A 13,981-nucleotide genomic window follows, 5' to 3' on the forward strand; every position below is an offset into this window, starting at 1 on the left:
TGGCTAGTCACGGACAATCTCGCGCCACGAGACCCGTCTGGGTGCGCCCATGTCGGGATCGATCGCGGTATCGTTCAGCGTGCCCTTCGAGCCGCCCACCACCATCAACTTGTCGATCACCGTCGGCAGTGTCGGCATGCCGACGCCCGGATCGAACGATCCCACCGGCAATCGTGTATTGCCATTCGCGATCTGATCGGAGCTGTTGACGGTACCGTCATTGTTGGCATCGAAGAACGTCTTGCTGGTGCTGGTACCGGTGAACGCATCGATCGCGTTCAGGAAGCCGGAACCGCCGGCGGCGCAGGGGTTGTCATCCTGTGGCGGGATGATGCTGCTGAAGATCAGCACCTTGCCCAGGATCGCGGGTCGACTCACCACGCGCTCGCCCGCGGTGGGCGTGCCCAGGTTGAGGTACCAGCCCTTCGCGGTGTCCACCAGGCCACCATGGGTTTCGAAGCCGCGCACCACGGAGCCATTCATCGTGCCGGTCACCACGATGTCCCGGCTGATCAGGTCGTCACGCCCAATCGGCTCGCTCGAACTGTCGATGAGCGCGTACACGGACTGGGTCGTCGTGTTGTCCACGTCGTCTTCGCTGATGAAGCTGCCGGTGCCGACGAATACCCAGCGCCGTCCCGACTGCGGCTCGCGAGCAAGCGCGAGACCCGTCGTGATCGGCTGGCCGGAAGCGGTGGTGAACATCGGTTGGCCGCTGAAGGCGATCGAAGCGGTCGCACCGGTGAAGTCGAATTTCCACAGATTGCCGCGCATGTCGCCGGCATAGATGTAGTCGACCGTGCCGTCGCCATTTTCGTCCCAGCCACGCGGCGCGGCCATGCCGTTGTCGCCGCTCACGCCGGTATCGATGGTCTGGATAACGGCGCCGGTAGCGATGTTGATCACGAACAGGACCGCATTGCCGCTGGTGCTGTTGATGCCGTTGCCGACCACGATGGCCTTGGTGTGGTTGGCGTCATTCAGCGTGACGATGAGCGGCTCGCCCAGGACGTTGCCCATATGGGTACCGCTGGTGAGTTCCCACTTCACGTCGGTGGCGCGGAAGCGCGCGGGGTCGGTGACGTCCAGCCCGAACAGGCCCTTGCCGCCGCGCCCGAGCGCGCCAACCAGGTAGTTGCGGCCGCCGGTCTGCGCGCGGGTGGATACCACGATCGGGCCATCCACGAAGTACTTGTGCTGGTAGTTCGGGTTGCTCAGCGAAGCCAGGTCGGTGAAGTTCACCCCGGCCGGAACGTAGGCGAACAGCTCCCGCCCTCCCGGAATCGCATTATTGCCGCTACCCACGCTGATGGCCGAGAATGCGTGCAGCATGCCGTCGTTGGCGCCCACGAAGATCGTCTCGCTGTCCTTCACGTACATCGGCGACGAGTTGACGATGTCGCCCAGCAGCACATCCCGGTTGCGCAGGGTGCCATTGGTGTTCTTGCGCTCGCGCGACGCGTCGCCCTTGATGTAGTTGGCATTGTCCGTGCCATTGACCGGAGCGACCAGGCGCGAACTCTGGTTGAGCAGGGTGACCTGGCCGCTGGTCGGGAAGGTCGCCCCCTGGGTCCCGGTCCAGGTGAAGATGCTGCGGGAACTCCATACCGGGAACTGCCGCGAGGCCTCCCAGGCCGGGTTTCGCGCCACGCCCGCCGCGGTGGCGTCATAGGCGGACAACTCGCCGGTCCAGCTGCCCGACATGTACTTGGCCTGGTAGACACGCGTGTCCGAGACGAACGAGGTACTGTTGGCGGTCACGTTGGATGCCGACCCCTGGCGCTTGGCCATGGTGTTGATGGCATCCTGCAGGCCCTGGACGAAGTTCTGGGTATTGTTGGCCACGATGAAATCGCCACGCCCGTTGACCGCCGCGTGCCAGAGATCGTCGATGCGCTGTGCGCCGCTGTTGCTGATGGGGTCCGGCCAGCGCGTGCTGCCGTTGGTGATTGCATCCAGGGTAGCCTGGGTGGGATTCAGGGTGCCCTTCTGTCCGATGGAGACGCCGAAGGTGACCATGTGCTGCCAGAACGCCGGATCGTCGTCCGAATCGGGGACATCGTTTTCCAGGTCGCGCAGGTCGCGCTTCCAGTAGTACATGGCGATATCGGCCAGGGTGTTGCCCCGGCTGCCGGGCGAGGTCGCGAAATTGTCCCGGTAGGGCGAGGCGACCGCGTAGGTATAGCTCTTGTCGTTGGGACCGGTAACGGTAGGGCCCGCCGTGCCATCCGCATCACCGACGGCATCGAAGCCCGAATCGCTGTTCCAGTAACCGTCGGTGGTCAGGATGGTGAAATTCTGGCGGCAGCTCAGCATGGAACCTTCGACCACCGGTCCCATCGGATCGGGCGCCCCCGTGGCCAGGCCCGAAAAATACTGTCCGGCCCGGTGCAATGCGCGCCGCAATGGCGTATTGCCACCGCCCGTCGCCGTTTGCAGGTAGGTGAACCAGGTTGTCTTGTTGGCGCCTTCGAACCGGCCGCCACTGGAATCGACGGGAATGTAATACGGCAGGCCGCTGATGTTGCGGTTGAGCGTGTCCAGGCCCACGCGGATGTTGCTTTCAAGCTGCGCGAATGCCTCGCTGGCGCCGGCCTTGGCGACCTTCATGCGGGTGCGGTGATAGGAATACCAGGTCGCATAATTGATCTTCTCGGCGGCCGCATCACGCCCCGTGGTCGGGGTCGTAACCATGCAGGCTCGCCAATAAACGCGGTTGGTGCTGTCGTAGCCGCCATTCCGGTTGTTGCCGCAACCCGAATCCGCCACGCCGTTCGCATCGTTGCTACTACCCACGGCGCTACGGATGATGCGCCCGTCCGTCAGGATCTGGAAACGATAGTAGTCGCCGAGACCGGTGGCCGTTGTCGCCGTGGCGGGATTCTTCGGCACGAAGAAGGTCTGTACCTGCTCCCCCAGGTCGATGGCATCGGTCAGCGCGCTGGGATTCCAGTAGGCCGAACCGTAGGTGGTGCCGCCGGTGTAGCGGGACCGATTGGCGCCCATCCACGCGTTGTACGTCACCGCCGGGTTGTAGTAGATGCTGTTGTTGATATAGGACTTGTCGGCAAGGTTGTCGCGCAACCCTATCCGCACACCGTAATCGTCGCGCTGCGGATCCCAGGGGTCCGCCACGTCATGCGGCATGGCGATGAAGTTCATAGAACCGGAATCGTCCAGGATGAACATCATGTTCGGCGGAGGGTATGGCCGGCCAGACTGCAAAGGCACGTCCGGAACCGTGATCGCCCCGCCGGGCAGCGAAACAAGCGTGGCCGCGCAGGCCAGCAGCATCGGCAACAGGCGGCCACCACGGCTCCCCTTCCTGTTTCCACGCGGTTTGTTGTTGGGGATGTTCATAGGAATGTCCGTCACGGCACGGCGTAAGTGGATTGCAGCAGCACTTCGGCACGATCGTTGGCCTGGCTGCGCGCGGTGATGCGGTAGCGGTACTCGGTGCCCGTGCAGCCGCTGGTCAGCGACACGTCGCCGGTGGTGGTGCAGGTGCCCTTGGGAGGCACGTTGGTGGCCAGCAGCTCGATGATGTACTTCGGCTGCGCGGTCTGGTCGCCCAGTTGTGTCTGCGCTACCGGCGCCGCGGCCCAGACGTCCTCGCTGGTCCACACCGGCGCTGCCTGGGGATCCGGGATGCCGCAGCGTCCGTTGGCGCATCCGGCCGCATATATCTGCTTCTGCGCGGCGATGGCCTCACCTTCGCGCAGGGCGGCTTCGACGGCCTGGAAAGACAGACTGCGATCGCGCTGGTTGGCGCTCATGCGCTCCTCCAGCAGCGTACCGCGCATGCTCGCCAAGGCCAGCAACGTCATCACCAGCAACAGGATGAGCACGACGATCAGGGTGGCGCCGCGCTGGCGTCCGGCACCCCGGCCTCGAGTGGAATGTTGTCGATTCATGGCGCGCGGTTCCTCAATGCCACGGTATGCTCGAGCCGGCGGTTGATCGGGTTGCCATCCGTGCCGACGTTCTCGTTGGTTCGCAGGGTCAGGACGATCTTGACCGCGACCACATTGGGCCAGTCGGGACTGGGGTCCGCATCGACATATTCATCGTCCCCCCGCACCAGGTATTCCAGTTGCATGTCGGTGACGCCGTCGGCGATTTCCTCGGCCTGGGCCTCGGGCGCGGCCCCGTTGAAGCGCAGCGTGCGGCGATACAGCGATCTTCCCCCGCGCGCATTGTTGCCGACGTACCATTGCATGGCGCGATACACGGCGATGACCGCGTTCTGGTCATACAGGTAGGGGCTGTTGCCCGCACCATTGGTGCAGACCACCGGATAACCCAGGTGCTTGGTGCAGTTACCCGGTGTGCCCGCACCGCTGTTGTGCTGGATCTTGAGGCCGGCCGGGGTCTGGGTGACCTGGACGATCGAGGCCTGGTTGAAATCGCAGATCATGATGACGTCGTTGTTCTGCAGGCCCGTGGTCGTGTTGACCTCGATGTCCGCCGAGGGTTCGGGCATCTTGACCACCACCCGGATGCTGCTGTCGACGCTGGCCTTGATTTCAATCGCATCCGTGCCCGCGACGCGCTCTGCGGTGCCACCACCGGTATTCAGTCCCTGGGCCGCGGTTCCGCCGTCGTAACCGATCAGCCCGCCGTTCCAGTTGGACCACCACGACGCCGCCGGGTCGTTCAGCACATTGGCTATGGGCAGGTCGTTGGCGCATGGGTTGCCGCCGGCTTCGCGCACGTCGCGTGCCATCAGCTCGAACGAGGTGCGAAGGTTCTCTTGGACGCGTCCCAGGTTGTCGGTCGCGCGATAGGTCTCGCGGTTGCTCATGAAGATGGTGATGGCCGCGCCCGCGACCAGCATGCCCAGCAGCATGGAGATCATCAACTCCACCAGCGAAAGGCCGCGGATGGAAAACCGGCGTTGGGGTTGCACGCGCCTCATAGCCGGGTCCTCGTGGTGACCTGCTGGGTGGTCTCTTCCTGTCCGCGGGCACTGCGCGATTCATCCCATTGCACCGTGATCTCGCAGCTCACGCCGCCACAATTGATCTGCCCGCAGGTTGTTTCACCGATCGTGGCGTGCAGGGACTGGATCCAGTTGTGCAGATCGGTGGCGGCCAGCGACGCACCCCCATCGGGGGCATTGCAGGTCATCGCGGTGAGGTTGTATCCCCCGATCCGCGCGACGTCGATGTTGGCCCGCATCGCATCCAGGATGGCGTAGGTCTGGATGATCGCCTGACTGCGCTCGAGCGAACTCTGGCTGTTGCGCAGGGCGGTTGCCTGCATCGCGGCGATGCCAAGCAGGCCGACCCCGAGAATCAACACGGCGATCAGCACTTCCAGCAGGCCCGCGCCGATCTGCTGCGTTCTGGCGGGAAAAGCATGACGCAATCGATTCATGGAAATGCCCATGGTTTCAGGGACAAACGCCGTTGCCATTGTTCGACGAGGTGGAAATGCGGCTGCCGCTTCCCATGTTGATGACGCGACGGTTTTCCGCGGGTTGCGTGGTGGGAATGCAGACGGTGACGATGTCGGCGGAAACCAGGGCGCCCCCCGTGCGGGCAAGACCATCGGCACGGAAGGTGATCGTTCCCTGCCCGCCGCTCAGGCGCAGCGGAGCGGTCGCGGTTCCCGAGCGAAGCACCTCGCCGTCGCTGGCCACCACCACCAGCCAGCGTCCCCAATTGCCGGCATCGTTGGCGCAGGTGGCGCCGTCGGTGGTCCGGCAGACCGAGACGCTGCCATTGCGCCGGATGGCCTCCATGCGCGCCTGCTGGAACGCCGCGATGATCTCGTTGGTCCCGCTGGCCAGCCGGTTGTTGTTGACCACGGCCAGCAGGTACGGCGATGCCACCGCCGCCAGGATGGCCAGCACGGCCGCGGTCACGAGCAGTTCAATCAGGCTGAAACCCGCTTGGCCGGCACCCCTGCCAGCCCATCTCCGGGCCTCACGCTTGCATCCAGATGACATAGGTTGCTTCCCCGGTGAGCAGGCGCACCGTAGACCCGGTGCGCCGCGACCGCCAGTCGGGAGCCGATGGGCGGCGGCGTTGAAGGCATCAACGGGCGGACGCTGCCAATCGCCGGTCCTTCGGGCATCATGCGGCCGGGTCTCCCCTTTTTCGCCGGTCCATGAAGGCAGTCCAGCAGAACGCGCCACTCGATGCCCTCTGGCAGGCCCCGGCCATCATCTGGGTCGTGCTTGCGGGCGAAGGCGTCGCAGCGGTACTGACCCTGGCACCGGGCGGAGGCGTCAGTCCCTGGGTCTATTTCGGGCTCACCTCGCTGGTCGTCCAATGGATCTCGCTGACCACCCTGGGTGCCTTGTATCTGCTGCGGCGCCCGTTGGGCAGGCTGCGTCCGCCCTATGTCGCATATACCGCGCTGTGCCTGCTGGTACTGACCACCTGGCTGTTCTGCGCAGCCACCTGGTTGTTGCTGGGCGATCTGTGGTCAAGCCTGAAGGACGACTGGAAAGACATGTTCCTGCGCTTCACCGGCGTGGCCATCACCGTCGGCCTGCTCGGTCTGGCCGCCTTCCAGAATCATTGGCGCGCGCGCCAGATGGCGGTGAAGGCCAAGCAGGCGGAGCTCGAGGCGCTGCAGGCGCGGATACGGCCGCACTTCCTGTTCAACACGCTCAACACCGCCACCGCGCTGGTCCATCAACGACCGCAGGATGCCGAACGGATGCTGCTGGATCTGTCGGATCTGTTTCGCGCGGCCCTGGCCGGTCCCCGCGAGATCCCGCTGGCCGAGGAGTTGGCGCTGACCCGGCGCTACCTGGAGATCGAGGGCCTGCGCTTCGGCGAACGCCTGCACGCACGCTGGGACCTGCCCGACACCGTGCCGGAGGTGAGGGTTCCTACCCTGTCCATCCAGCCGCTGGTGGAGAACGCCATCCGCCACGGCATCGAACCCAGTCCGTCCGGCGGCACGCTCGACATCGGCGTGAAGGCATCGGTGCGTGACATCGTCATCACCATCCGCAATCCGATCCCGGAACGGGCGATGCCGACCCGCGGGCACCAGGTCGGCCAGAGCTCGGTGCGCGCCCGCATCCACGCGCTGACCCAGGGCCTGGGACAACTGGAAACCCGCCAGGAAGACGGCCATTACCTGGCCGTCATCACCCTACCGCGCGAGGGCGGGAATGAAGCCGGGAAAGCGGCGCTTTCCGCTTTCCCGGATGGGCCTGATCAGGTCAGCACTCGGTAGCAGGGCTTGTACTCGCCGGCGATCTTCATGCGCCGCTGCTCGACGAAGGCGCGCAGGAGCGCGTCCAGCGCCTGCATCATGTCGGCGTCGCCATGGATCTCGAACGGACCGAACTCCTCGATCCGGCGCATGCCGTCTTCCTTGACGTTGCCGGCGACGATGCCGGAGAACGCGCGGCGCAGGTCCGCCGCCAGCGCGTGCGCGGGACGGCCATGGTGCAGATCCAGCGCGGCCATCGCTTCGTGGCTGGGCACGAACGGCTGCTGGAAATCGCCCGGGATATCCACCGCCCAGTTGAAGAAGAACGAGTCCTTCTGCTGGATTCGGTACTCGCGCACCTTGCGGATGCCGGCGCCCATCTTCTTCGCCACCGCGACCGGGTCACCGATGATGATTTCGTAGCGCCGGGTCGCTTCTTCCCCCAGGGTCAGGCGAATGAACTGATCGATCTGCTCGAAGTACGGCGCGGCGATGGTCGGTCCGGTCAGGATCAACGGGAACGGCAGTTCGGCGTTTTCCTCGCGCAGCAGGATGCCCAGCAGATAGAGGATTTCCTCCGCCGTACCGACGCCGCCAGGGAACACGATGATGCCGTGGCCGATGCGCACGAATGCCTCCAGGCGCTTCTCGATGTCCGGCATGATCACCAGGTGGTTGACGATCGGATTCGGCGATTCCGCGGCGATGATGCCCGGCTCGGTGATGCCGATGTAGCGCGTGGTGCGGCGGCGCTGCTTGGCGTGGGCGATGGTGGCGCCCTTCATCGGCCCCTTCATCGCGCCCGGACCGCAGCCGGTGCAGATGTCCAGCCCGCGCAGGCCCAGCTCGTAGCCGACCTGCTTGGTGTACAGGTACTCGTCGCGCGAGATCGAGTGGCCGCCCCAGCACACCACCAGGTTCGGGTCGGCCGGGCGCAGGATGCGCGCATTGCGCAGCAGTCCGAACACCGCGTTGGTGATGCCCGAGGAGGTGTCCAGGTCGTCCTTGCAATCCGGCCCCAACTCGATGGCGGTGTAGGCCAGGTCGCGAACCACCGCGAACAGCAGTTCGGCCACGCCCCGGATGATCTCGCCGTCGACGAAGGCCATCGCCGGCGCATTGAACAGATCGATGCGGACGCCACGGTCCTGCTGCAGCACCTGGATGTCGAAATCCGGGTACAGGTCGCGGGCGGCGCGCGGGTCGTCCGACGCGCTGCCGCTGGTCAGGACGGCCAGCGCGCAGCGGCGCAGCAGGTCGTGCATGCCGCCCGCCGAAGCGTCGCGCAGGCGGGCCACTTCGGCCCGGGACAGCACATCCAGCGCCCCGCGGGGGTGGATCTGCGCGTTCTGTACCGGCAACGCCCTCGATGGCGCTTCACTCATATGTTTGTTTCCCGTCGTTTTTTCGTGTCATGACCCGATGACTTTAGCGCAGTCCCGCGCTCAAGGCATTCCCATAAAAAAACGGCCGGGTTGCCCCGGCCGTTTCTGGTGTTCCCTGGCCTTGCGGCTTAGAACTTGTACTTCAGGCCCAACATGACCGACCAGCGCGACACGCCGGTGTTGCCCTTGTCGTTGTTGTTTTCCTGGATCTGCGAGCTGTCGGTGCTGCCGCTGAAGTGGTAGACGTACTTGCCGGTGGCCGGATCGATACCGGCGTAGCTGGCCACGCGGCGGGTCGAGTTGAAACCGTAGTCGTCGATCAGGCCCCACTTCTTGTTCAGCAGGTTGCCGATGTTCATGATGTCCAGCGACAGCTCGGTCTTGTGGCCCTTCATGAAGCCCGGCAGTTCCTGGCTGAAGCGCACGTCAAAGCTGTTGACCCACTTGGCGCGGAACGCATTGGCCGGCGCGATCTGGCCGCGATACTTCTGCAGTTCCGGGTTCTGGCTCAACCAGTCGAAGAACGCCTGCTCCATCTGGGCGCCGCCGGTGAACAGCACGTCGCCCGGGGCCGCCGGCACGTAGAACAGGTCGTTGAACAGACCGGCGTTGCTGGTGCTGGTGGTCGGGTTGCTGTCGCCGTTCAGATCGTTGTAGTAGATGTAGCTGTACGGACGGCCGGTGCGGCCTTCGTAGAACAGGCCGATGCGGGTGTCGTAGTCACCGAAGAACTGGTGCTTCCACTCCACGGTACCGGTGATGCGATCGCGGATGGCATAGCGCGAGTCCCACGCGGTATCGCCGTTGACCGCACCGATCAGGGTGCTGCCCCAGTTCGAGGTGTTCTGCGAGCTGGTCAGCGGGCTGACTTCGGTCGCCTTGGTGTAGGTGTACGCCAGCGACCAGGACCAGTCGTTGAGCATCGGCTTGTTCAGGCCGAAGGTGTACTGGCGGCTCTTGCCCTCGTCGGTGTTGCGCAGAAGCATCACATCGCCGATGCCGGCCGGGCGGTTGGCCTTGGGAGACGGGCCATTGGGCGTGTAGACAATGCCCCGGGTCGGATTGGCGTTGGCCGGGTTGAGGCCAGCCGCGTTCCAGAAGATTGGACGACCATCCTGACCGTAGGCGGTCGGGCCCTGGCCGGTGGCGTTGTACATGTCCAGGCGGTCCACCACGATGCCGTCGTTGACCTTGGTGAACAGCAGCTCGGCCGAGGCGACAATGCCGTACCACGGCAGTTCGTGATCCAGGGCGATGTTCGCCTTCCACACCGACGGCAGCTTCAGGCCGGGCTCGACGATGTCGACGTTGGCGCGCGCGTTGCCGGCCTGGCAGTTGGCCGGGATGTTCGGCGCCGGGCTCGGCGAGAACACCGGGGCCTGGTCGCCGGAGCAGCTGTATTCGACGTAGTTCAGGCCGGTGTTCTGGTAGGTGCCGGCCAGCCACACGTTCGGGGCAGCGCCACCGAACAGGCCCACGCCACCACGCAGCTGGGTCGGACGGTCGCTGTCGAAGGTGTAGTTGAAGCCGAAGCGCGGCTGCACCAGCTTGTCATCGACGGTCTGGGTGTTGTCGTAGCCGTAGGTCTGCTCGATCAGCGGGTTGTACAGGCGCTGGTCGCTGAAGTCCGGGATATCGACGCGCAGGCCGAAGGTCAGGGTCAGGTTGTAGTTGACCGCCCAGGTGTCCTGCGCGAACAGGCCGACGTTCTTCAGGGTGTACTCGGCCGGGATGTCGTTGATGCTGCCGCCCGGACGCGGGGCACGGATCTGGTAGTTGCTCGGCGTGCCGGCGCGGAACGCGTCGATATTGTCGAACGAATAGACGCCGTTCACCGCGCGGCCGTAGAAGTTCAGGATGTCGTTCTTCGAGTAGTCGAAGCCGAACTTCACGGTGTGGTCACCGATGTACCAGTTGGCCGCACCGAAAGCGGTCGTTTCCTTGGTCTCGATGATGTTGACATGGCTGTTGATCTCGGTGCCCAGGAACACCGACGACTGGCCGTTGGAGCCAAAACCGCGGACTTCGATCTGCGGCAGGTTCGAGAAGGTGCTGCGCACCGCCGAGTAGTCCTTGTAGCCGACCTTGAACTCGGTGGAGAAGTTCTCGTTCCAGTCGCTGAACAGTTCGCCGACGTAGCTTTCGAAGGTCTTCGGCAGCGCGTACCAGAAGCTGCTCAGCGAGACGCTGTTGTTGTCGATTTCCGGGAAGCGCAGGACGCTCTGCTCCAGCTTGCTGTAACGCAGGGCGGCGCGATGGTTTTCGTTGATGTTCCAGTCCAGCTTCAGCGCGTACTCTTCGATCTCGGTCTTGTTGGTGCCCGGCAGCGTGAAACCGCCCGCGCTGATGCCGTGGTCGTTGGCCGCCGAAACGAGGTCGGCGATGTCGGCGTCGGTGATGTTGCCGGTGCCGTAGGGGGTGTTGGTCAGGCTGGTGCCCGGCGCGCTGCGCTCGTACTTCTCGTAGTTGGCGAAGAAGAACAGCTTGTCCTTGACGATCGGGCCGCCGAAGGTGGCACCGTAGGTCATTTCGTCGTCGAAGCCGTTGAACTTGACGCCTTCCAGTTCCTCGCGCACCCAACTCTTGTCGCGATAGGTGCCGTAGACGGTGCCGTGGAATTCATTGGTACCCGACTTGGTGACCGCGTTGATCACCGCGCCGGTGCCGCCGACGATGGTCACGTCGTAGTTGGCCAGATCGATGTTGATTTCCTCGATGGCGTCCATCGAGACCGGCTGGCGTTCGGTCGGCAGGTTGTTGGATTCCAGGCCGAACGGGTCGGCGACGCTGACGCCGTCGATGCGGATGGCGTTGTAGCGCGTGTTCTGGCCGCCCGCGGAGATCGCGCCGTCCGCCTTGCTGACCTGCGAGATGCGCGGATCCAGGCGGATGTAGTCCTGGATGTTGCGGTTCGCCGACGGCAGCGCTTCGATGCTCTCGCGGTTGATGTTGGAACCGGTGCCCATCTTGGTGGCGCTGAACACTTCCGAGCCGCCCGCCACGCCGACCGCGGTGACGGTCTCGAGGGTGGTGGTGGCATCGCCGGTCAGCGCGGCATTGACCGTGTTGACCTGGTTGAGGTTCAGGTAGACGTTGTCTTCGGTCTTGGTACCGGAGCCGGACTTGGTCACGGTGATCTGGTACGGGCCGCCCACGCGCAGGCCGCGGGCGCTGTAACGGCCGCTGGCGTCGGTGGTGACGCGGCTGGTCGTGCCGGATTCGACGTGGGTGATGACCACCTCGGCACCGGTGACGGGCTGGCCATCGGCACCGGTGACCACGCCGCCGACGCCGGCGGAGGTGCTCTGGGCGAAGACCGGGGCGGCCGCGAGCGCGGCGACGAGGCCAAGGGTGAGCTTGGACATCCGGAGACAACGGGATTGATTCATGGGTATGAGCCTCGGTACGGGAATTGGCGTTGCGAAACTGGCTGGCTGAATGCGGACGCGCAGGCGGCCCACCTCTCGGCGGGTCGTGGGGGGCATTTCTGGGGTTCCCTGAGCCTACGCGGAACGGCCGCGTTGGTTAATAACAGGTTAACACGATAGGACCATTTTGTGACCGCCGCGTGACAAAAATTCCGCGCTGCAGCACTTTTTCCCGGCGCCGGCTCAGATGCTCGGCGGCAGCTTGAGGTAGGTCCCGATGCCGTCCAGGAACATCTGCACGGAAAGGGCCACCAGCAGCATGCCCATCAGGCGTTCGACCGCGGTCAGGACGCGCCGGCCAAGCCATTTGTAGAGCAGTGTGGCGGAGAAAAGGATCGCCGAGGTCGCGCCCCAGGCCAGGATGAGGGCCAGGCTCCAGTCCGCCAGCCGGGCCGGCTCGTTGCTGCCCATCAGCATCACCGCCGCCATGCCGGACGGGCCGGCCACCAGCGGGATGGCCAGCGGCACGATGAATGGCTCGCCGCCGGGGATTTCCCCCATCAGGCCTTCCGGCCGCGGGAAGATCATGCGGATGCCGATCAGGAACAGCACGATGCCGCCGGCGATCGCCACCGACTCCTGCCGCAGGTGCATCATTTCCAGGAAATATTTGCCGCCCCACAGGAACATCATCAGCACGGCCAGCGCGATCAGCAGTTCGCGGGCCAGCACGACCCGCTGGCGCTGCGGCGTCAGTGGTTTGAGCACGCTCAGGAACACCGGGATGTTGCCCAGCGGGTCCAGGATCAGGAACAACAGCAGTGCGGCCGAAAGGATGGTCATGCCCGGACGGTCCAGACGCGGCCCCGGTGTTCGGCGCCCGCGGATGACAGCAATGTGACACAGGCGGCGCCGTACCGGGCCGGATCACAGGCCTGGCCGTCGCTGTCGTCGGCATAGGCGCGCGAGCGCAGGCCGGTGCTCATCGGCCCGGGCTGCAGACCCGAGACCCTGACCGGTCCACCGGCCAGTTCGGCCGCCAGCATGTCCACCAGGCCGGCCAACCCATGCTGGGCCACGCCGTAACCGCCCCAGTAGGCCTGCCCCACCCGGGACAGGTCGTCCATGGTGAATACCAGCGCGCCGTCATCGGACTGCTTGAGCAACGGCAGGCAGGCCTGCGACAGCCACCACGGCGCGGTCAGGTTGACGTGGAGCGCGCGCGCGAACGCCGCCGGATCCGTGTGCTCCAACGGGGTCAGGCCACGGAACTCGGCGGCGCAATGCAGCACGCCGTCCAACCTCCCCAGTTCCGCGTACAGGCGGTCGACCAGTTCGGCATAGTCGTCGGGCGAAGCGCCTTCCAGATCCAGCGGATACAAGAGGGGCTCCTGTCCCGCCTGCGCCACCGCGTCGTAGATGCGGTTCAACTTGGGCACCTTGCGTCCCAGCAGCACCAGGGTCGCGCCCGCTTCGGCGCATGCCAGCGCGGCGGCGGCGCCAAGGCCACCATGCGCGCCGCTGATCAGCACCACGCGGTTGTCCAGCGCGCGTATCGCGCGGGTAGGCAGATCGATGAGGCTCACGGACCTGGCCTCACGGCGACAGGGCTTCGGCGACGATGCGCCGCAGTTCGCCGGACTCGTGCAGTTCCAGCGTGATGTCGCAGCCACCGATCAGTTCACCCTGTATGAACAGTTGCGGGAACGTCGGCCAGTTGGAGAAGCGCGGGAGGTTGGCGCGGATTTCCGGCTCCTCCAGCACGTTGATGGTGTACAGCTGTTCGGCGCCGGCATCGCGCAGCGCCTGCACGGCGCGGCTGGAAAAGCCGCACATGGGAAATTCCGGCGTGCCCTTCATGAAGAGGACGATCGGATGGCTTTCGACTTCGGCCTGGATGCGTTCCATCACCGGCATGCTGTTTTCTCCTGCTTTTACGGTAACCCAACCGGTGTCGGGTACACTTCCGCCCGTCCCGACGGACCGCGTCCGCCGGGAACGCCATTGTAAGCCCCCGTGCGCCGCCCTGCCGACGCCCCCCTTCCACCG

General features: G+C 65.1%; 11 protein-coding genes. 1 reads left to right on the top strand and 10 read right to left on the bottom strand.

The features are described 5' to 3' along the window. Positions 1-3: 3 nt before the first annotated feature. The 5 genes from FHW78_RS17160 to FHW78_RS17180 all read right to left on the bottom strand — a co-directional run bounded on the left by FHW78_RS17160 (position 4) and on the right by FHW78_RS17180 (position 5,953). Positions 4-3,162 (bottom strand): PilC/PilY family type IV pilus protein, encoded by a 3,159-nt coding sequence (locus tag FHW78_RS17160; protein ID WP_255443330.1) that lies wholly within the window; start codon positions 3,160-3,162, stop codon positions 4-6. Between the two features lie 209 nt (positions 3,163-3,371). Next, entirely contained in the window at positions 3,372-3,914 is a 543-nt protein-coding gene (locus FHW78_RS17165; protein ID WP_183643467.1) for a PilX N-terminal domain-containing pilus assembly protein, read from the bottom strand. After that, entirely contained in the window at positions 3,911-4,858 is a 948-nt protein-coding gene (locus FHW78_RS17170) for a PilW family protein (protein ID WP_218533628.1), read from the bottom strand. The genes FHW78_RS17165 and FHW78_RS17170 overlap by 4 nt, the downstream gene beginning before the upstream one ends. 56 nt (positions 4,859-4,914) lie before the next feature. Beyond that, entirely contained in the window at positions 4,915-5,379 is a 465-nt protein-coding gene (pilV, locus tag FHW78_RS17175) for a type IV pilus modification protein PilV (protein WP_183644782.1), read from the bottom strand. Positions 5,380-5,395: 16 nt separating this feature from the next. Continuing rightward, positions 5,396-5,953 (bottom strand): GspH/FimT family pseudopilin, encoded by a 558-nt coding sequence (locus FHW78_RS17180; protein ID WP_183643473.1) that lies wholly within the window; start codon positions 5,951-5,953, stop codon positions 5,396-5,398. A 161-nt stretch (positions 5,954-6,114) separates the two neighbouring features. On the opposite strand from FHW78_RS17180, the gene FHW78_RS17185 reads away from it, so the two are divergent. After that, positions 6,115-7,200 (top strand): histidine kinase, encoded by a 1,086-nt coding sequence (locus FHW78_RS17185; protein WP_183643476.1) that lies wholly within the window; start codon positions 6,115-6,117, stop codon positions 7,198-7,200. Here FHW78_RS17185 and ppnN read toward each other — a convergent pair. The 5 genes from ppnN to grxD form a co-directional block, all read right to left on the bottom strand. Continuing rightward, positions 7,182-8,564: a nucleotide 5'-monophosphate nucleosidase PpnN gene (gene ppnN / locus FHW78_RS17190; protein WP_183643480.1), complete on the bottom strand. Its 1,383-nt coding sequence runs from the start codon at positions 8,562-8,564 to the stop codon at positions 7,182-7,184. The two genes, FHW78_RS17185 and ppnN, sit on opposite strands and share 19 nt — an antisense overlap. Before the next feature lie 128 nt (positions 8,565-8,692). Then, positions 8,693-11,929: a carboxypeptidase regulatory-like domain-containing protein gene (locus FHW78_RS17195; protein WP_183643483.1), complete on the bottom strand. Its 3,237-nt coding sequence runs from the start codon at positions 11,927-11,929 to the stop codon at positions 8,693-8,695. Positions 11,930-12,175: 246 nt separating this feature from the next. Beyond that, positions 12,176-12,775 (bottom strand): YhgN family NAAT transporter, encoded by a 600-nt coding sequence (locus FHW78_RS17200; protein WP_183643487.1) that lies wholly within the window; start codon positions 12,773-12,775, stop codon positions 12,176-12,178. After that, positions 12,772-13,518 carry an SDR family NAD(P)-dependent oxidoreductase gene (locus FHW78_RS17205; RefSeq protein WP_183643490.1) on the bottom strand — a complete coding sequence of 249 codons (747 nt, stop codon included), beginning with the start codon at positions 13,516-13,518 and terminating at the stop codon, positions 12,772-12,774. The genes FHW78_RS17200 and FHW78_RS17205 overlap by 4 nt, the downstream gene beginning before the upstream one ends. A gap of 10 nt (positions 13,519-13,528) precedes the next feature. After that, positions 13,529-13,849, bottom strand: coding sequence for a Grx4 family monothiol glutaredoxin (gene grxD, locus FHW78_RS17210; RefSeq protein WP_183643493.1), 321 nt, complete (start codon positions 13,847-13,849; stop codon positions 13,529-13,531). Between the last annotated feature and the right edge of the window lie 132 nt (positions 13,850-13,981).

It is taken from the genome of Pseudoxanthomonas sp. OG2 (assembly GCF_014192765.1).
GTDB lineage: Bacteria > Pseudomonadota > Gammaproteobacteria > Xanthomonadales > Xanthomonadaceae > Pseudoxanthomonas_A > Pseudoxanthomonas_A beigongshangi.